Genomic DNA, 19,301 nt, shown 5'->3' with positions numbered 1-19,301 from the left:
ACTTGGACTTGAATCCTGACATTAAAAAAAGCCCGGATATAAGATCCAGGCTCTTTTGATTATTTCAATGCGAACATGATTTCTGCTTCACATGCAACTTCACCATCAACGGTGGCCTTGGCTTTTCCTTTACCCATCGGCCCTTTAAGGCGTACGATTTCTACTTCCAGCTTCAACCTGTCACCAGGTTTAACCTGACGCTTGAAACGGCATTTGTCGATACCCGTAAAGAAGGCGAGTTTACCCTGATTTTCCTCTTTCTTAAGCATCGCTACAGCTCCGATTTGAGCAAGAGCTTCTGTAATTAATACTCCAGGCATAACCGGGTAGTCTGGAAAATGTCCTTGGAAAAATGGCTCGTTCACCGTTACATTTTTATATCCAACGGCTCGTTCTCCTTCTACTACCTCTTCCACTTGGTCAATCAGAAGAAATGGATAGCGGTGCGGAATGATTTTTTTAATCTCTTCAATATCTAACATATTCTGGCTCCTTTCGCACATACTATCCCTATTATAAAGGTCGATTAGTCGTACGACAAAATTTATTTTAAATGGAGAGAATGCTTCTTACATTAGGAGGTAAAACGATGATTTGGACTATTTTAATTGTCCTGCTGGTATTGTGGCTGCTTGGTATAATCGGTGGAATCGCCGGAAACTTGATACATTTACTTCTCGTGATTGCTTTAATCGTCCTTATTGTTAGACTCGTAAACGGCCGTAGGCGCTAGCTTAATGGGATCCAATAACAAAAGTCAGCCTGGTCTTCTAAGACCAAAGCTGACTTTTATTATTTCTTATGAGGATCTGATGTATTCTTTTTGCTGAGAAGCAAGCGTCTGTTCAGAGCTTCCAGCCATTTTTGTATGTCTCATTTCTTTTACCGGAGCACTTGGGCTCAGCCAGAACGTGTACCAAGACCCTTCCTTGACAATAGGGTCTAAATCAAACATATCGAACTGGCAGTGCTCAGAGATCTCCTGTAGCTCTTTTTTATTTGGCAAAGCGAAAAGATTAGAATGGGCCACGAAGAAGCTATTAAAAGCTGAAGAGAAAGCTTCCCCGTGTTCTGTTTCATTGATAGGAGTAATGACAGAAACCAGTCCCCTCTGGGTCACATATTGATGGATATGATCTAAAAGTTGATGACGGGCATCAGGATGGATATAGTGGAAGATATTGTGAAGAAGGACAACATCCGCTTTTTGGTCTTCCCTAGGCTTCCATTCACTAATGTCACCCACTACGTATTCAATGTTTGAAAAGCTCTCAGACAGCTCTCTCGCTCGATCAATTACTTTATTGTTTAAATCTACACCAATCATTTGGATTTCAGGAAATTCTAACGCAAGCTTTCTTAAATATCCCCCGTGACCGCACCCCAAATCGATTATTGTTTCTGCATTGCGCTCACGAATCATCTTTTTAATTTTCTTAATGGCAAAATGTTCAAGTAATGCAGATGTTTCTGCCACTACTCCGCCGTGTAATTCGTGATCAAATAACGCTCTTTCCTGAGATCTCATAATTTCAGGGTATTTTAGCATCGTCGGCAGATGAAGCTCCATCATTTCTTTCAAGAGGGCTTTCACTCCTGGAGAGTCATCCTTACCCATCAAAGAGGCACAACGTCTTTTAGAAGTCCGGTACCTTTTGTTCGGCCGTTTTTTTAAATGTTTCACAGCCACTCCTACTTTTACCCAGGAAGCCAGCAGGTCATAAGGATAACCTGTCTTCTCACTGACAGCTTCTACGGTTCTGGCACTCTCGAATTCATTAAATAAGTCAAGTTCTGAGCCTACATAAGCATGCCAGCTAGGTAAAAAAGACTCGTTTTTTTTCATCCACTTCCTCGCCTGCATCGCGGTTACCCATTCATTCATGTGACCCATCCTTTCTATATCTTTCTTTCCAGGGGTAATCTTCTGCTTCAGAGAACAAGTAATTTCTCTGGGTATCATCAGAGACTTGTTTTTTTCTGGCGGGAAGCACTCCCCCTTGAACAGCTCTATCGATGAGAGTAAAATCCCAGCGACCTAAACCAGAAATATTTAACATCTGTTTCACATGTAACTGATCATCGTCCAATATACGCTGGACAGCATTCATTCGAAGCTTTCTCCACCATTCGTTTCTAAAAGAATAAACGAGTGCAGATAAATGACTAAGCTGAAGCAAAAATTCAACACGTGGCTTGCGAACATCTTCGTAATAATGAAGATACTCATGATAGGGCTTTCCTTCTTCTTTGCACCATGCAAGCAACTCTCCGAGCACATCGGCATCCTGAATAGCTAAATTCATACCTTCTCCTGCCATGGGGTGTACCGTATGAGCTGCGTCACCCATTATTGCTAGATTACCTGAATAATAATGATCAACGTGATAAGTGAAAGGAATCATTAACTGAACTTTTTTCCAGTCCTCTATGCTGCGGACACCTTCTGACAGCTCTGGTTCCAACTCACTATAAGAACGGTATAAATATTCCAGTCCTTTTTCCTTAATGTTCTTGTACTCTCCAGCTTTAATTAGATATACCGTACGCACCTCATTATCCGGGAGAGGGAAAAGGCCTAGAAAACAACTAGAGGTCGTAATAATTTTTCCTTTAGTAAAGTCTTCAGGCCTTGGAATAGTAACAGTTAAAAAATGATGATTGTAATCTTTTCTTTCTACATGCACATTCATTGCGTCTCTTGTAGGAGAACTGCGGCCTTCGGCTCCAATATAGACCTTTGCTTCGATATAAGTAATTTCTTTTTTTTGTTTAATTTTTGCCATGCCATTTTCAAACCCTAAAAATCTTGCACCTGGAAAATAGTGAAAATACTGCTCGGAAGCTGCTCCTTTGTTTCTTAAAATCGACTTTGTCTTTTCGTGAGGAACCATCAAGGCATGGTCGTATTGGCTGGCTACTCGACTATAATTCAATTCAGTCAGGTTGACTTCTTCTGGCGGGCTTTCGGGGATCCGATGTATTTCTTGAAAACGCAGCTGATCGATGGGATGACCACAGCCTTCGATTTCTTCGATAACGCCGAGCCTCTCAAGAATCGCGAGTGTTTTAGGTTGTAAGAGTTCGCCTTTGTAAACGGGTGATTCTTTTTTCAGCTGCTCCGCTATCGTCACATGGACACCGCGGCTTGCCAGTTTAGCAGCTAGAGTTAAACCGCCCACGCCGCCCCCAGCAATAAAAACGTCCGTCTTCACTTCCTTTCCCTCCCCCGTTGTGTAATTTTTTCTGTTACGAATAGATTCCCTATTCCAAAACTTGAAAACATATGGATAAGTTAGGAAGTTCTCTTTCATTAACGGCTCGTTTTATGGTAAGTGGTAATTATTAAAAAATTAAGTTTTAATTATAGAGTTGTACATAATAGCTTGTATCTGGAAGACACGACTTCGAGACAAATTGAGTTATAATAGATATTTCCGTTGCCGTGAGTAGAAGTTGGAGGTCCGGGAAATGATTCGCTTTCCGTGGGCATGCGCTGAGCCTCCTCAGACTTTGTCTTCCGGGGTCTCACCTGTCATGTTTATCCCACAGGAGTCTCACCATTTCCCGGACCTCCTTACGATTATTTGGAATAACGGAAACGCTTTTGAAGTGAAGATAATCAATATCATTACCTTCATTTTCATTTAAATGGGACGCTGAAAAAAATTGATTACTATTATTTGCAGAGCACTATTATTGATAGAAAATCCTATACTTCCGTTTAATTAATGGCGTAGAAAGATCCTGAAAACTCTTGTTGAAGTTAAATGGGGTCCGTTCATCCAAGAACAGATGGGTTGGCTGGAAAACGACGAGACCCCAAAGAGAGCGCAGCGAACGAAGAGGCTTACCAGTTCCCCCGCAGGAAAGCGAGTCGTTTTCCAGACAACCCTCTCTCTGATAATGTAACGGACCTAAGAAAATCTCGAAACTGAGTTCTCAAGATTAGGAGGTTTTAAAAGAAGACAGGATGAAGGTTTGCAGGATGTAGTAGTCTATACATATAAAAAGAAGCACTGGCCATGGGGCCAATGCTTCTCATATCTTTTCCGTACATTTCATATAATGAATAGACGAGCTTATTCTGTTTTGGTGACAATATCCCATATATGCTGCCAGGTCTCCCAATTCAGTGCATCTGTAGGCTTGCCGTCACCAAGTACACCATATCCAACCATTAATCCTAACACTAAAGCAAGTGCACTAAGAAGAAGGACGATAATGATGCGGAGCCAAATAGGGAGAATACGTCTACGAGCTTTCCTAGGACGTTCCTCTGTTGAAGAAACCTTTTCTTTATTCTCTTTAGGCTGCTTGGTCTCTAATGAATTAGACTTGGAGTCCTTTGGCTTCGTTGCTTCGTCTAAAGCTTTTCGCTTTTGTTCTCTTGTCAGATTCTTTTTATTAGAATTAGGATCTGTTGCCATGATCGTCAAGCTCCTTACATTTATGATCTCAGCTGATTGACAAGCCCATCTGTTTACTTGTCGAAATCGACTTCGCATTGAATTAGGAAGCCTTGCTTGATTTCAATACTTACTTCAGGGTTCCCACGCACTTCAGTGAGCATGTCCTCTTCTTATCAGGGCGATATAATCTGCTTCCCTCTTTCCCCATATCTTGGCTGTTAGAACTATAAGAGAGTCCAAAGGATTGACTTATCCCCGCTTCCTTTATATCGCCTTGAGTAAATACTTGTACAGCTTTTTGCATATAAACACCTGGATTAAGAGATCCTACACCTCTACGCACAGGTAACTTCAAGTCTTTGACACAGGTATAGACTTCATCCCCATTTTGCTCAATCAACAACTCTGGAAAAGCTCTCATTGTGACTTAATCAGCTTTATATCCTGGCGTTAGCCATGATAACATTTCTTGCATCCACTGATTAGCCATCATTCCGGAGCGGCTGTCTAGAATCTTCTTAACAAGGTTATCGCTGCTTCTTTCTAAGTATCCTAGAACGTTTAATACTTTGCAGAAATACGTTTATCAATGTTCTCAAGCATGATTCCAGTACCAGATGCTACACAATCCATCGGAGACTCTGCTACTAATACTGGAACCTTCAACTCTTCTGCTAGTAGTTGATCGATTCCATGAAGCAGGGCTCCGCCTCCTGTCATAATAACTCCCCGATCAATAATATCTGCGGATAGTTCAGGTGGCGTACGTTCCAGTACTTGCTTAGCAGCCTGAACTATAACCTGGACTGATTCCCGAAGCGACTTTTCAATTTCACCAGAATTCACAGAAATTGTCCTTGGCAGACCAGATACCATGTCTCTTCCGCGAATCTCAATTTCTTCATTGCGGGATCCAGGGAATACAGTCGCTACACTGATTTTAATATTTTCAGCTGTTCGCTCTCCAATCAGGAGCTTATATTGTTTTTTAATATATTGGAGAATTTCGTAGTCGAATTTATCCCCTGCCATTTTGATGGACGACGCGGTTACGATATCCCCCATTGAAAGGACTGCAACATCCGTCGTACCTCCACCAATGTCCACAACCATATTACCGCTTGGTTGAAAGATGTCCATCCCGGCCCCAATGGCAGCAATTTTTGGCTCTTCTTCTAAGTACACTTTCTTACCGCCTGACTTTTCGGCAGCTTCTTTAATTGCCTTTTGCTCTACTTTCGTTATGTTTGTCGGACAGCAAATCAACATACGTGGTTTCGAGAGGAATCCGCGTACATTTGTTTTTTGGATAAAGTGCTTGAGCATAGCTTCAGTCACATCGAAGTCTGCAATGACCCCATCTTTCAGTGGGCGGATGGCTTCAATGTTACCCGGCGTACGGCCTACCATCCGACGAGCTTCCTCACCTACTTCAAGCACTTTACCAGTGTTACGGTCCATAGCAACTACTGACGGTTCATTTAAAACAATTCCTTTACCCTTTACATGTATCAGCACATTTGCTGTACCAAGGTCTATTCCTATATCTCTTGCAAACATGTCCTGTAGATCCTCCCTATTGTAAAAAGCATAAATACCCATAAAGACACAATAGGACACAAATCCTGCACTGGGCAGCTTTTGAATCCTTCTATGCCTTCAAGGGGTAGGAGAAGATTACTCCTTCTATTTAGTCTTCCCTATTCTTTAAATAGCTATCGGTATAGTTTAAAAACTCACACATCTAATTCTATATTCTATCACAGTATTGCGACATTCGTCTCATCTAACATGAAAAAAGTTACCTTTATCGAGGGATTTTGACAAATAGGAGGATCTAAAGTATCAGTGAAGGGGTTGAACGGACTTCTCGTCTACCAGCTGTGCTTTATATTTCCGTCTCGTTGCTTCTCCGCCGCGCAAATGCCGGATTTCCTTGTGGTAATCCAGAATTTTTTTTACTTCTTTTGCCAGCTCTGGATTCACCTCCGGGAGTCTCTCCGTCAAATCTTTATGGACCGTACTTTTTGAAACGCCAAACTCTTTGGCGATCACTCTCACCGTTTTTTTTGTTTCGATAATGTGCTCTCCAATCTTGATGGTCCTCTCTTTGATGTAATCATGCACTCCACTCGCCTCCTGTGATTGACTATCCAAGGGGGTGGGTCTTTAGGAAAGCGCTTATGTTTTTATGTGTGGGTGGTTAACTCTTGATGTTTGTCATGCTGCATCACCCTGGAAGTTACCGAGTGCTCGGTTATCCTCATTGTATTAATAAAACGGTGAAGATATGCCACATGTGTAAGAGTGGAGACGGGAAACTTTCTATCTAGCTTATTTCTAGGCACAAAAAAAAATGAGGGAAAGCTCCCTCATTTTTAAGTTTGAATTGTAGAGATGGATGATGCGCTATCTTCATCAGGTGTTTGTTCTTCATCTTCAGAACCTGATGGATCTTCTTCTGTATTTGGTTGTTCATCTTCGTTTGTTTGATTATCTTCGGCAGATGGATCTGATTCATCAGCTGGATCTTGAGATGGAGCTTCATTTTCTTCTGCTGCATCATCTTCTGGTGCACCTTCTGTTTCAGAACCTTCTTCCGCATTATCATTGATTTGGCTTAATGGTTGTCCAAAAAAGCTTTCTGGATTGAATGGCTCACCATTTTTACGAACTTCAAAGTGTACATGAACGCCACTTGCTTGTCCGAATGAATTCTGACCAGCTGCACCTAGAACATCACCTTGAGTGACTTCTGAGCCTGCTTGGACTTGAACATCATTTAGACTAGCATATACAGTGGTCACATCTTTGTCATGAGTGATCTCAATCACATTGCCGTACAATGGATCTTCCTTCACTTCTGTGACTTTACCACTTAGAGCAGCGGTAACCTCGAACGATTCCCCATCTTCTCTAGTGATATCGACACCTTGACTTTGATAGTACTTATTGTTGTATAGGACCAGTGCACTTTCTTGATCTTCTTCTGGAGCGTCGTAATCATAGAATTTAGTTACAATTGTAGCTGCTTTTTCATCAGCGACAGGCATTTGTAAGTTTTCATCCTGCCCCATGACCGCCATTGAATCTTGTTGTTCATTATCAAGAGTTGAAAACTCATTTTGAACTTCAGACTTAGGCTCCTCAGCAACTTCATCACCTACATTGTTCGCACTCTGCTGATACCAAAATACTCCAACTAGAACTAATGCTGCTACCGACAAATACAAAGCTGGATACAACCACTTCTTACGCATCAAGCGTTTAAACTTTAATTTAGTCACGCTTTTCTTACCTTCCTCTCTCATGTTCATCACCTCAAAAACCATTCTGAACACTTATGAGGAATTCTATACATCTTTAGGAAAAATTTTCTTACTGTGCCAACCCTCCATTCACTGCACGGTGAAGTTAACGATAAAAAACTAAAAAAAGAACCGCATGAAGCGGTCCTGTTAATTTACTGGCTTTTCACCTTCCATGAGTGATGCGGTTTGCTTACTCATTGGAGAGATTTCAGTGTTCTGATAATAATGATGCACGATATCTTTATAACTCTTTCCATTCATAGCCATTCCATTCGCTCCATATTGACTCATTCCAACGCCATGACCATACCCTTTCGTCGTAAAAATGACATGATCTCCTTTTTGCTGAATCGTAAAGTCACTGGAAGGCAGACTCAATTTCTCACGAATCTCTCTTCCCGAGAATGCCTGATCACCGAACACAACTTTTTCTACCCGGTTTCCTTCCGTTTTTGTCATCTTAGTATTACTTAAGTCTGTGTTAAGCGCCACACCTAAACTTGCCTGTAATTCCTCTAATGATACTACCTTCTGATCAACAAATTTCGGCGAGGCTTCATCCCATGGACTCTCCACGCTTCTTAAATAAGGAATTTCATTCTCCCAATAATCTTCAGCGTTTTCTGTGTAACCGTTACTCGTTGAAAAGAAAGCTGCCGTTATCGGCTGATGCTCATACGTAATGATCTCTCCAGCCGTTTCTTTTACAGCCTGATTAATTTTTTTCATATTCTCTGCATACCGGTCTTGCCATTGTTGTCTCAACTCTTGATCGTTTTTGTACACTTGGTGATTAACCGTGTCTGTCACATCAGCTTCGCTTGAAACAGCACTTTCTTGTACTAAATGCCTTGTAATGTATGTTCGGGCTGCCAAGGATTGCGCTTTTAATGCTTCAACCTCAAAGGTTGCTGGCATTTCAGAGGCTACGACACGAGCCACGTAAGTTTCTAACGGCACTTTTTCCACTTCCCCAGATCCACTCCTTAATACACGAATGGAAAAGGATGATAAGTCTTCTGAAAGCTCTCCTACACTCTCCTCTTTAGTGCTTGGGGCTTCCTGGACTACATTGACTTCGTTAGAGCCGATGAACGGTACGACGATTAGTGTTGGAATAATAAGAATAGCCATAAACAGGCCACTTGCTACGATTAGTCCTAGCCATTTTTGTCTTCTCATTCTCATCCTCCTGGTCATATAGTAGATCCCTCTACTAAAATGTATCCAAGAAGGAAAAATGATAGAACTAAAAAAGCTCAGTTATTTCAATAAAAATTGAAACAACCGAGCTACTGGATGAGTATATTATAAGGTCGAAACAGATTCACTAGCTTCTTGCTCTTCGATGTAGGATTCACCTTCAAATACACGTTCAATATCTGCACCTAGCTGAGCAAGTTTTTCAGTAAAGTTTACATAGCCGCGATCCAAGTGTTTTAATTCAGTTACTCGTGTATAACCATCAGCAACTAGTCCGGCTAACACTAAAGCTGCTCCAGCTCGCAAGTCTGTAGCTGCCACCTCAGCTCCTTGAAGCGCAGATGGACCTTCCACAATAACACTGCGGCCTTCTATCTTCATATTTGCATTCATACGACGGAATTCTTCTACATGCATAAAACGATTTTCAAATACAGTTTCTGTAATTACACTTGTACCTACTGCGTTTAGCATAAGAGCCATCATTTGGGATTGCATATCCGTAGGAAATCCAGGGTGAGGCATTGTCTTAATATCAGTCGCTTTCAAGATGTCAGGACCGATTACACGCAAGCCTTCTTCTTCTTCCTTGATCGTGACTCCCATTTCTTCCATTTTGGAGATAACAGAACGTAAATGCTCTGGCATCGCACCTTTGACGAGCACATTCCCTCCAGTGATTGCAGCAGCTACCATAAAGGTTCCTGCTTCAACACGGTCAGGAATAATTGTATGAGTAGCACCAACTAATTTCTCTGCACCTTCAATGCGGATAGTTTCTGTTCCAGCCCCTACAATCTTAGCGCCCATCTTGTTTAGATAGTTCGCTAAATCTACGATCTCAGGTTCTTTCGCGCAGTTTTCAAGAACTGTCTTTCCGTCGGCTAGTGCAGCCGCCATCATGACATTCTCTGTAGCACCGACACTAGGAACATCGAAATAAATTTTAGCTCCCTTTAAGCGACCTTTGACTTCCGCTTCAATATAGCCATTTCCGACTGTCACCTCGGCACCCATAGCTTCAAAGCCTTTCAGGTGCTGGTCTATAGGGCGTGAGCCAATGGCACATCCTCCCGGCAGGGCAACCTTAGCATGGCCATAGCGGGCCAAAAGCGGTCCCAGTACGAGAACAGAAGCGCGCATTTTACGAACATATTCTATTGGAGCTTCCGTTGACAACTCACTAGAAGCATCAATTGTTACTGTATTGCCATCAACTTCTACGTCTGCATTCATATGTCTAATTACTTCATTGATCGTATAGACATCTGCTAAAGCAGGTACTTCGTGCAAAACGCTTTTTCCTTCACTTGCAATAATACTTGCTGCGATGACAGGCAGTACGGCATTCTTGGCACCTTCGGCTTTCACGGTACCATTCAGCTGCCTCCCACCACGGACGATGATTTTTTCCAAGGTTCATTCTCCTCCGCGTCCATATTCATTATTATTAATATTCAGCAGTAATAATGGGTGTGCCAATAGTGATGTTTGTCTCCCCGCCCAAAGTTCTAGAGGCGAACTGGACGTTCATATGATCACCAGCTACAGGGATGGCTTGTCCCCATTCTTTTGTATATCCGGTTCTGCTAGACCAGCCGTGTTCAATTACTTCGTCTATTGGTTGAATGTTAAATGTCTGTCTGAATTTTTGATACACTAAAACATCATCTATAATACCACTAGACTTCGCCTTAAGACAAGAGAAAATGTTGACTTTCTCCCCAAAAAATCGACTTTTTACTTCCTGTGGCTTCGACATGTTCGCTGGTGACATTGAAGATGTTCCCTGTCCACTTGCTACATAAACCATTTCTGGTCTCATACCTTTTTCTTTAGGTACGATTAAAATAAATGTTTCGTTGAATGTAGTTTTTTCCTGAGCGTCTTTAAAGATGATTTTGGATGAATTTGTCGTATTCTCTGTTTTAATGACTGAGTCCTTGTAATATGAGATAAGTTCGTTTTTTCTTGCTTCAAGATCGTTCATTTCGAAGGGCTGTTTAATGGTGATTTTCCATTCGTTCACTTCAAGCTGCTCATCCTCAGCAAATGCTGCAAACTTCAAGACAGGTGAATCCTTGCCTGCAGACATTTCCTGTGGATTAGCACCTAGTAAAAAAATAATTGTAGCAATAAGAACAGTTCCTATCATTTTCATTTGAATGCCTCCCCAAGCATTTACTTACTATAAGTGTGACCTGAGAAGACAACTCTCATACGATACAATTCCTAACAACATTAGACATTTGCTCATTTGATTAAAACAAGTAAACTAAACTGTTGGACCAGCGAATGAAATCTAAAAAGAAGTTGCTGACTGTTGTACCTAAAGCTATGGTAATGAAAATAAGTAGTACCCTTGCTTCAAACACTTTATTCTTGCGAAAAAACGCATCAAAATTCACTGCTAACAGCACCCTCCACGTGATTACAATAAAAATCAAATGGGATGTCATACTTAAAATAGCTTCTTCAGCAAAATATTGATCCATGATGAACCCCTTTTCTAATCACGCAAAACACAGAAATGAATTATCCTGCTATACCTTTCTATACCATCTCTTAGCCGTTTTTAAACAATAGATGACATAGGAAATTAATTATTTCTCATTTCCCGGGCAATAATGACAAAATCATCTCCCATTTGCCGTGTTTTGCTGACATAATTTGTTTACCACGAAAAAAACTGCTCTCAAAATGAAAGCAGTTTAAAAGTTATTTTCGAATACATCCAAACGATTGATGGCTCGTTTGAGGGCCAGTTCAGCCCGTTTGAAATCTATGTCGGCTTGTTTATCTTGAAGGCGTCTTTCTGCACGTTCTTTGGCTTTTCTGGCACGATCTATATCAATTTCGGAAGGTTTTTCAGCTGACTGTGCTAGGATTGTCACCTTGTCAGGCCGAACTTCTAAGAAACCGCCACTGACTGCGATACGATCAGATTTGCCGTCACCTTTTAGTCGAACCGCGCTGATTGTAAGTGGAGCGACCATTGGAATGTGACCTGGCAAAATACCAAGCTCTCCACTTTCAGCCTTACAACTAACCATTTCAAATGCATCTTCCAATACCGGGCCATCAGGAGTGACAACACTCACCGTTAGTGTGCTCATAACCATTTCCTCCTTTGGCTATAGTGAATAGCCGGGGTTCACCCGGCATTCACATTACTACAAGACTTGAGGTGCTTTTGCTTGTATGGCTAGCTACAGTACTCAAGGATTAAAACCTAATGATCATCAATGAAGCTCCGATCTTATGTCCTTAAGCACTTTTGCTTTTATTGTTATTGCATTTGTTTAGATTTTTCAACAACTTCTTCAATACGTCCAACTAGACGGAACGCATCTTCAGGAATGTCATCGTATTTGCCGTCAAGGATTTCCTTGAAGCCTTTAACTGTTTCTGAAACAGGCACATAAGAACCAGGTTGACCCGTGAACTGTTCTGCAACGTGGAAGTTCTGTGACAAGAAGAATTGTACGCGACGAGCACGTGCAACAGTCAACTTATCTTCATCAGAAAGCTCGTCCATACCCAAAATAGCAATGATATCCTGAAGTTCTTTATAACGCTGAAGTGTACGCTGTACTTCACGCGCTACTTCATAGTGTTCATCTCCTACGATATCAGGGTCAAGGGCACGAGATGTTGAAGCCAGCGGGTCTACGGCTGGATAGATCCCCTGCTCAGAAAGTTTACGCTCAAGGTTGGTCGTCGCATCTAAGTGAGCGAACGTTGTTGCTGGCGCCGGGTCTGTATAGTCATCGGCAGGAACGTAAATTGCCTGAATGGAAGTTACGGAACCTTTGTCTGTTGAAGTGATCCGCTCTTGCAGCTGACCCATTTCTGTCGCTAGAGTCGGCTGATAACCAACGGCTGATGGCATACGTCCAAGAAGGGCTGATACTTCAAGACCACCCTGTGTGAAACGGAAGATGTTATCGATGAAGAACAGTACGTCCTGTCCTTGTTCATCACGGAAGTATTCTGCCATTGTCAGACCGGACAGGGCAACACGCATACGCGCCCCAGGCGGCTCGTTCATCTGACCGAATACCATTGCTGTCTTCTTGATAACGCCAGAATCTGTCATTTCCCAATAAAGGTCGTTACCTTCACGTGTACGCTCTCCAACACCGGCAAATACAGAAATACCGCCGTGCTCTTGAGCGATGTTATTGATAAGCTCCTGGATTAGTACGGTTTTACCAACACCGGCTCCACCGAACAATCCGATTTTACCACCTTTTACATAAGGGGCTAACAAGTCTACAACCTTGATTCCCGTTTCCAGAATCTCCGTTTCTGTAGCCAAGTTTTCGAATTTAGGTGCCTCACGGTGAATAGGGTCGCGACGGACATCATCACCAAGCGGCTCATCTAAATCAATGTTATTTCCTTCTACGTTGAAAACACGTCCCAGTGTTACTTCCCCTACTGGTACAGAAATCGGTTTGCCTGTATCCGTTACTGACGTACCACGCATTACACCATCTGTGGATGACATAGCAACTGTACGTACTGTATTGTCACCCAGGTGCAGGGCAACTTCCAATGTTAGGTCGACGCTTTTTTCGTCTTCTGTTCGTGCATTATAAATTACACGCAATGCGTTATTAATATCAGGGAGATGGCCGTCATCGAACGTTACGTCTACAACGGGTCCCATGATTTGAGTTACGCGTCCATTACTCATTCATTTCCCTCCTAACTAACTTTTCGAGTCAGAAATTACTATTCTAAGGCAGCTGCTCCGCCGACAATTTCAGTAATCTCTTGAGTGATGGCAGCTTGACGTGCACGGTTATATGAAAGTGTTAGATCACCAATTAATTCATCAGCATTATCTGTAGCACTCTTCATAGCCGTCATTCGAGCCGCGTGTTCACTAGCCTTCCCATCAAGTAAAGCTCCGTAAATTAAGCTTTCAGCGTATTGTGGTAGTAATACGTCCAAAATCTGTTCTTCATTAGGTTCATATTCATAAGAACCTGAAGCAGCTTTATCCTTACTTACATCACTTAATGGCAGCACTTTTCTTTCCGTTACTTCTTGTGTGATTGCACTGACATAGTGGTTGTAATAAATATATAGTTCATCAATCTCTTCGTCTGTGAACATTTGGACTGTTTCGGATGCAATATCCTTTATATCCGCAAAGTCCGGTTGATCAGACAGACCTGTAATGTTTTTATCCACTGGAATATTACGTTTACGGAAAAAGTCACGTCCAATCCGACCGATTGTAATGATTTTATACTCATCAGCAGAAGTGTGCTTCTCACGAATTCGTTGATAAACTTTACGCAAGATACTGCTGTTGTAAGCACCTGCTAAACCTCTATCTGAAGTGATGACGAGATAACCTCTGCGTTTCACTTCGCGAGCTTGAAGCATTGGGTGCCTGCTGGTAGTACCCGCCGCAATGTTCGTTACAACTTCTTGAATCTTATCACTATAAGGAACGAAAGACTTTGCATTTTGCTCTGCACGGTTCAGCTTAGATGCTGAAACCATCTCCATCGCTTTTGTGATCTGTTTCGTTTTCTTAGTTGATGTAATCCGTCCTTTAATATCTCTAAGGGATGCCACGCTGTTTCACCACCCTTTCTAGCTGGTTCGTAAATACCCAATTATGATAAATCCGGCTCTCGTTACGACTTCAGCGACAAAAGAGACATTTAATTCTCTTCAACGTCGCTGATCAGTCGCCTACGCACTTTATCTGTCCGGCTTCGAGGGGCAGACCTTAGCGACATAAGCACTCCACCTCTGTGAAGAAGAACGCTTCACTGAGGTGATTCGCTTATGCACGTCAGGTCTACCAGCCCCTCTACGCACTTCAACTTAATCCGGCTTCGGCTCCTAGCGACTAGCGAGACTTCCCTCGCTTCTGTACGATAAGTCAACATCGGATCACTTCGTTCTCCGTGTTTCCTTTATCTCCTCCAGCTCAGTCCAGTCCGTACGTCGCTTTACAGTCGCCTACACACTTTATTATTCAGAAGCTACAAAAGTTTTCTTGAATTCTTTAACAGCACCGCTCATGTCTTCATCTTCAGCCAGTTTTCCTGTTTCGCGAATCTGAGATAGAAGTTCTTTACGGTTATTTTCTAACCAGTTATGGAATTCGGACTCGAAACGAGTGATATCTTCAACTGGAACATCATCAAGGAAACCTTTTGTTAAGGCATAAATAATCATAACTTGTTTTTCAACAGCTAGTGGTTGGTGCAACCCTTGCTTCAGTACTTCAACAGTACGGGCACCGCGGTTTAGTTTCGCTTGTGTTGACTTATCCAGATCTGAACCGAATTGAGCGAATGCTTCCAACTCACGGTAAGAGGCTAAGTCAAGACGCAATGTACCGGCAACTTTCTTCATCGCTTTAATTTGTGCAGATCCTCCAACACGGGATACCGATAAACCGGCGTTGATGGCTGGACGTACACCTGAGAAGAACAAGTCGGATTGCAAGAATATCTGTCCATCTGTGATGGAGATAACGTTAGTTGGGATATAAGCAGAAATGTCACCTGCTTGAGTTTCAACGAATGGAAGCGCAGTTAGTGATCCTCCACCTTTTGCGTCACTCAATTTAGCGGCACGCTCTAGCAAACGAGAGTGCAGGTAGAAAACGTCTCCCGGGAAAGCTTCACGACCTGGTGGACGACGAAGTAGCAAGGATAGCTCACGATAAGCGGCTGCCTGCTTAGAAAGGTCATCGTATACGACAAGTACGTGCTTACCGTTGTACATGAAGTCTTCACCCATGGATACACCCGCATACGGTGCAAGGTAAAGTAGCGGAGCCGGTTGAGAAGCACTTGCTGTTACAACAATTGTGTAATCTAGAGCTCCGTGACGGCGTAACGTTTCTACAGTTCCACGCACAGTTGATTCTTTTTGACCAATAGCAACATAGATACAAATCATATCCTGGTCATGCTGGTTCAAAATTGCATCAATCGCAACGGAAGTTTTACCTGTTTGACGGTCTCCGATGATCAATTCACGTTGTCCACGACCAATTGGAACAAGAGCGTCGATCGCTTTGATTCCTGTTTGAAGTGGCTCATCAACTGATTTACGATCCATAACACCTGGTGCTGGTGATTCGATTGGACGAGTTTTTGTCGTTTCCATTGGACCCATGCCATCAACTGGCTGCCCCAGTGGGTTTACTACACGTCCCAACAGTTCTTCTCCTACTGGAACTTGCATGATGCGTCCTGTACGACGTACTTCGTCGCCTTCTTTAATATCTGTAAATGGTCCTAGGATGACAAGACCCACGTTATTTTCCTCTAAGTTCTGTGCCAGTCCCATAACACCATTTGAAAATTCTACTAGCTCTCCAGCCATGACGTTGTCAAGACCATGAGCACGTGCGATACCGTCACCAACTTCGATAACTGTACCGACATCTTTGACTTCAATCTCAGTCTCATAGTTTTCAATTTGCTGCTTAATCAGCGCACTGATTTCTTCAGCTTTGATGCTCATGCTATTTCACCCCTATCATCTTTATTTCGATACTAGTTCACGTTCCAGACGGTTTAATTTACCGCTGACTGAACCATCGAAAATTCGATTCCCTATTCTCACGCGGATACCGCCGAGCAATGAAGAATCAATCATATTAGTAATGTTCAAGGATTGCTTTCCTACTTTTGGAGCAAATGTTTTCGAGATTTGCTCTTTTTCTTTATTAGATAATTCACGTACAGAGTAAACCGTTGCGTCAGCTACACCTTTTCTGGCAGAGATCTTAGACATATATTCGTTGATCATATCAAAGATAATGTCTTCTCTATGACGGTCTACGATTAGCTTCAACGTGTTTAATACCTCAGCTGATAAAGCCTGAAATGATTTAGCAACTACACGTTTCTTATCTTCAGTCGTAACCTTTGGATGCTTTAGAAATGTATAAACGGAAGGGTTCTTACCGAAAACGTCCTTTACGACGTTTAACTCTTCTGCGATTTGATCGACTTTCAGATGTTCCTCAGCGAGTTGAAAAAGGGCTTGCGCATAGCGCTTTGAAACGATAGATCCACTCATCGTTTTTCGCCTGCTTCATTAATGTATTGTTGGATCAGCTGATCTTGATCCTTTTGAGACAACTCTTTCTCAATAACTTTGGACGCGATCATGACAGACATGGAAGCAACTTGATCTTTAAGCGACTGAATTGCTTTCTCCTTCTCCTGAACAATCTCTTGTTTAGCAGAGTCTTTCATGCGGTCTGCTTCTGATCGAGCAGATTCAATAATAGATTGTTCCTGTTGAGCAGCTGTCTTACGTGCATCCTCAATAATCTTCTGTGCATCTTGCCTTGTCTTTTTCAACTCTTCTGAAGCTTCACGCTGCATGCGGTGTGCTTCTTCACGACTTTTTTCTGCCGTGTCTATTTCATTGGAAATATAATCTTCACGCTCTTTCATCATGTTCATGAAAGGTCCCCAGGCAAATTTCTTAAGTAATGCTAAGAGAACAATGAAAAGTATTAATTGGACGAGCATATCGCCGATGTTCAGTCCGCCACCAGCTCCAAGAACCAATGTATTAGTAAAAGTTTGCACCTTGCTCACTCCTTTCGACCCTAAATGGGGCTATACATAACAAAAACCCGGCTTAAAGGTTTAAGTCGAAGTTTTAAATCTAAAAGAATGGGTAAACAGTTGTTGGCTGATGTAGAGAAATGGCGAAGGAAACTTTCGCTTCGCCATCTCGCTTTAAGTAAAATCCTTATTGACCCATTACAATAAATGCAATTACGACACCAATGATTGGAAGTGCCTCTACTAGGGCAACACCAATGAACATTGTTGTTTGAAGAACGCCGCGCAATTCAGGTTGACGAGCAATCCCCTCTACTGTTCTACCTACGATTAAACCGTTACCAATACCTGCACCTACTGCTGCAAGACCTACTGCAATTGCCGCTGCAATTAGACCCATGTTAAATTCCTCCTCAAATATATTAAAAAATTTGTTATTTATTAATGGTCAGAACTCACTTTGTGAGACATATAAACCATTGTCAACATTGTGAAAATAAATGCTTGAATAAAGCCTACGAATGTACTAAATGCTTGCCAAGCTAACATTGGGATAACTCCTCCCAAGAAGCCAAGGACACCAGCTGAGGCTATTCCTGCTAATAGACCTAGCAAGATCTCACCGGCATAAATGTTCCCGTAAAGTCGAAGACCCAGTGTCAACGTATTTGAGAACTCCTCAATGATCTTAAATGGAAGTAAAAATGGTAATGGGCGTGCAAAGTCTTTAGCGACTTCATTGCCCCCTCTCAATTTAACCCCGTAATAATTGGTGAGAACAACAACCATAACAGCCAGGGTTAGAGTAATACCTGGATCGGATGTCGGTGATTTCCACCATAGAACATCGTTTGGCGCAAAGATTGTGACTACCCCTAACATGTTAGACACAAAGATATATGTGAAGAGAGTTAATCCTAATGGTAGAAATAGTCTCCCTACTTTCCAGTCCATGTTAGAACCAATAATTCCTTTCACAAAGTCAATGAGCCACTCCATAAAGTTTTGAAAACCCTTTGGACGTCGTTCCAAACTTCGTGTTGCTGCAACAGCAACAATAAAAACAATGACTGAAGCAATCAGCATCATCAATACGGTGGATAGGTTAAAGTCTAACCATTCGATACCCAACGCATTTTCCAGCATCGGTGCTTCGTGATTCATTCTGTTCACCTCTCTTCCATCGTGCTATTCTGTTAAATGTTTCAACAGGTAGTCTATAAAAATGACAAAGTAGGCTGTCATTAGGCCCAATACTACAGAAATAATGTGGAAATGTTCTTCGAATTGAAGTGCAATAACGGCTGCTAAAGCCCCTGTGGCTAATCGTGTAAACGTACCAATATTTGGTTTACGTTTTTTTGATTTAGATGTGTCAATGTCTGTGGAATGTTCACCTAGCTTGGAGATTTTTCTTTGCATCGTCCATAAGTTATAAAAACTAAGAATGGTTCCTAATAGAAGTCCTAAAAAAACAGGTTTCCATGGAGTAACCCCCCACCCTAATACGAGCAAAGCTAAAAGGTAGAACATCCATTTCCGTTGGCGGGATATCATCTGTTGATAATCTATCATGTTAATCGTCTCCCGAGTACGAACGTACTAAACGAATGGTTCCATATGTACCTGCTCCTAATCCAAGGAATAACCCTATGATTAAGAATGTGGGTGCTGTGGATAAGTGGCTATCGATCCACTTCCCAATATATACTCCAGCTAAAGGTCCGCCGGCTAATTGAGAAACAATTGCGCTAGTAAGCGCCATAGCCTGGAATGGTGGCTTAGAACGTCTCATATTTTCT

The 19,301-nt window shown here is 42.1% G+C and carries 23 protein-coding genes; 2 read left to right on the top strand and 21 right to left on the bottom strand.

From position 1 onward, the window contains the following. Positions 1-59 precede the first annotated feature (59 nt). A complete protein-coding gene (fabZ, locus tag ACRYKC_RS16175) occupies positions 60-482 on the bottom strand; it encodes a 3-hydroxyacyl-ACP dehydratase FabZ (protein ID WP_433808175.1) in 423 nt (140 codons plus the stop codon). Positions 483-589: 107 nt separating this feature from the next. Here fabZ and ACRYKC_RS16170 point away from each other — a divergent pair, with 107 nt between their 5' ends. Then, the gene (locus ACRYKC_RS16170; protein ID WP_433808173.1) at positions 590-733 is read left to right on the top strand and encodes a lmo0937 family membrane protein; all 144 of its coding nucleotides are present in this window, start codon (positions 590-592) and stop codon (positions 731-733) included. A 66-nt stretch (positions 734-799) separates the two neighbouring features. Here ACRYKC_RS16170 and ACRYKC_RS16165 read toward each other — a convergent pair whose 3' ends face one another. Together ACRYKC_RS16165 and ACRYKC_RS16160 are read right to left on the bottom strand one after the other, a co-directional pair. Beyond that, complete coding sequence (locus tag ACRYKC_RS16165) at positions 800-1,885, bottom strand: methyltransferase domain-containing protein (RefSeq protein WP_433808171.1); 1,086 nt, start codon at positions 1,883-1,885, stop codon at positions 800-802. After that, positions 1,878-3,215, bottom strand: a complete 1,338-nt coding sequence (locus tag ACRYKC_RS16160; RefSeq protein ID WP_433808169.1) for an FAD-dependent oxidoreductase — start codon at positions 3,213-3,215, stop codon at positions 1,878-1,880. The genes ACRYKC_RS16165 and ACRYKC_RS16160 overlap by 8 nt, the downstream gene beginning before the upstream one ends. Before the next feature lie 256 nt (positions 3,216-3,471). On the opposite strand from ACRYKC_RS16160, the gene ACRYKC_RS16155 reads away from it, so the two are divergent. Next, the gene (locus tag ACRYKC_RS16155) at positions 3,472-3,651 is read left to right on the top strand and encodes a hypothetical protein (RefSeq protein WP_433808167.1); all 180 of its coding nucleotides are present in this window, start codon (positions 3,472-3,474) and stop codon (positions 3,649-3,651) included. 431 nt (positions 3,652-4,082) lie between these two features. Here the strand turns inward: ACRYKC_RS16155 and ACRYKC_RS16150 are convergent, their stop codons facing one another. The 18 genes from ACRYKC_RS16150 to ACRYKC_RS16065 form a co-directional block, all read right to left on the bottom strand. Further along, positions 4,083-4,430, bottom strand: coding sequence for a DNA-directed RNA polymerase subunit beta (locus tag ACRYKC_RS16150; RefSeq protein WP_433808165.1), 348 nt, complete (start codon positions 4,428-4,430; stop codon positions 4,083-4,085). A gap of 543 nt (positions 4,431-4,973) precedes the next feature. Continuing rightward, positions 4,974-5,972, bottom strand: a complete 999-nt coding sequence (gene mreB / locus ACRYKC_RS16145; RefSeq protein WP_433808163.1) for a rod shape-determining protein — start codon at positions 5,970-5,972, stop codon at positions 4,974-4,976. A 285-nt stretch (positions 5,973-6,257) separates the two neighbouring features. Continuing rightward, positions 6,258-6,539: a sporulation transcriptional regulator SpoIIID gene (gene spoIIID / locus ACRYKC_RS16140; protein ID WP_433808161.1), complete on the bottom strand. Its 282-nt coding sequence runs from the start codon at positions 6,537-6,539 to the stop codon at positions 6,258-6,260. Positions 6,540-6,790: 251 nt separating this feature from the next. Further along, positions 6,791-7,723: a stage II sporulation protein SpoIIQ gene (gene spoIIQ, locus ACRYKC_RS16135; RefSeq protein ID WP_487247157.1), complete on the bottom strand. Its 933-nt coding sequence runs from the start codon at positions 7,721-7,723 to the stop codon at positions 6,791-6,793. 147 nt (positions 7,724-7,870) lie between these two features. Next, complete coding sequence (spoIID, locus tag ACRYKC_RS16130) at positions 7,871-8,905, bottom strand: stage II sporulation protein D (protein ID WP_433808157.1); 1,035 nt, start codon at positions 8,903-8,905, stop codon at positions 7,871-7,873. A gap of 126 nt (positions 8,906-9,031) precedes the next feature. After that, positions 9,032-10,342, bottom strand: a complete 1,311-nt coding sequence (gene murA, locus ACRYKC_RS16125) for a UDP-N-acetylglucosamine 1-carboxyvinyltransferase (RefSeq protein WP_433808155.1) — start codon at positions 10,340-10,342, stop codon at positions 9,032-9,034. A gap of 34 nt (positions 10,343-10,376) precedes the next feature. Then, complete coding sequence (locus ACRYKC_RS16120) at positions 10,377-11,087, bottom strand: YwmB family TATA-box binding protein (protein WP_433808153.1); 711 nt, start codon at positions 11,085-11,087, stop codon at positions 10,377-10,379. 100 nt (positions 11,088-11,187) lie between these two features. Further along, positions 11,188-11,421, bottom strand: a complete 234-nt coding sequence (locus tag ACRYKC_RS16115) for a DUF1146 family protein (RefSeq protein ID WP_433808151.1) — start codon at positions 11,419-11,421, stop codon at positions 11,188-11,190. A 216-nt stretch (positions 11,422-11,637) separates the two neighbouring features. After that, complete coding sequence (locus ACRYKC_RS16110) at positions 11,638-12,042, bottom strand: F0F1 ATP synthase subunit epsilon (RefSeq protein WP_433808149.1); 405 nt, start codon at positions 12,040-12,042, stop codon at positions 11,638-11,640. 173 nt (positions 12,043-12,215) lie between these two features. Continuing rightward, on the bottom strand, positions 12,216-13,628 hold the full coding sequence (gene atpD, locus ACRYKC_RS16105; RefSeq protein ID WP_433808147.1) for a F0F1 ATP synthase subunit beta: 1,413 nt from the start codon (positions 13,626-13,628) through the stop codon (positions 12,216-12,218). Between the two features lie 38 nt (positions 13,629-13,666). Beyond that, positions 13,667-14,524: a F0F1 ATP synthase subunit gamma gene (locus tag ACRYKC_RS16100; RefSeq protein ID WP_433808145.1), complete on the bottom strand. Its 858-nt coding sequence runs from the start codon at positions 14,522-14,524 to the stop codon at positions 13,667-13,669. 405 nt (positions 14,525-14,929) lie between these two features. Continuing rightward, positions 14,930-16,438 carry a F0F1 ATP synthase subunit alpha gene (gene atpA / locus ACRYKC_RS16095; RefSeq protein WP_433808143.1) on the bottom strand — a complete coding sequence of 503 codons (1,509 nt, stop codon included), beginning with the start codon at positions 16,436-16,438 and terminating at the stop codon, positions 14,930-14,932. 21 nt (positions 16,439-16,459) lie between these two features. Further along, a complete protein-coding gene (locus ACRYKC_RS16090) occupies positions 16,460-16,999 on the bottom strand; it encodes a F0F1 ATP synthase subunit delta (protein ID WP_433808141.1) in 540 nt (179 codons plus the stop codon). Continuing rightward, entirely contained in the window at positions 16,996-17,520 is a 525-nt protein-coding gene (locus ACRYKC_RS16085; RefSeq protein WP_433808139.1) for a F0F1 ATP synthase subunit B, read from the bottom strand. The genes ACRYKC_RS16090 and ACRYKC_RS16085 overlap by 4 nt, the downstream gene beginning before the upstream one ends. A gap of 166 nt (positions 17,521-17,686) precedes the next feature. After that, positions 17,687-17,899, bottom strand: coding sequence for a F0F1 ATP synthase subunit C (atpE, locus tag ACRYKC_RS16080; protein WP_035548636.1), 213 nt, complete (start codon positions 17,897-17,899; stop codon positions 17,687-17,689). 41 nt (positions 17,900-17,940) lie between these two features. Then, complete coding sequence (gene atpB / locus ACRYKC_RS16075) at positions 17,941-18,663, bottom strand: F0F1 ATP synthase subunit A (protein ID WP_433808137.1); 723 nt, start codon at positions 18,661-18,663, stop codon at positions 17,941-17,943. 24 nt (positions 18,664-18,687) lie between these two features. Beyond that, positions 18,688-19,074 (bottom strand): ATP synthase subunit I, encoded by a 387-nt coding sequence (locus tag ACRYKC_RS16070; protein ID WP_433808135.1) that lies wholly within the window; start codon positions 19,072-19,074, stop codon positions 18,688-18,690. 1 nt (position 19,075) lies between these two features. Then, a complete protein-coding gene (locus ACRYKC_RS16065; protein ID WP_433808133.1) occupies positions 19,076-19,294 on the bottom strand; it encodes an AtpZ/AtpI family protein in 219 nt (72 codons plus the stop codon). Positions 19,295-19,301 lie beyond the last annotated feature (7 nt).

This window comes from Halobacillus sp. A1-3, assembly GCF_050971765.1.
In the GTDB taxonomy this organism is placed as follows: domain Bacteria; phylum Bacillota; class Bacilli; order Bacillales; family Halobacillaceae; genus Halobacillus; species Halobacillus mangrovi_B.
The sequence above is the reverse complement of the archived record's forward strand: the minus strand, read 5'-3'. Positions and strand labels throughout refer to the sequence as shown.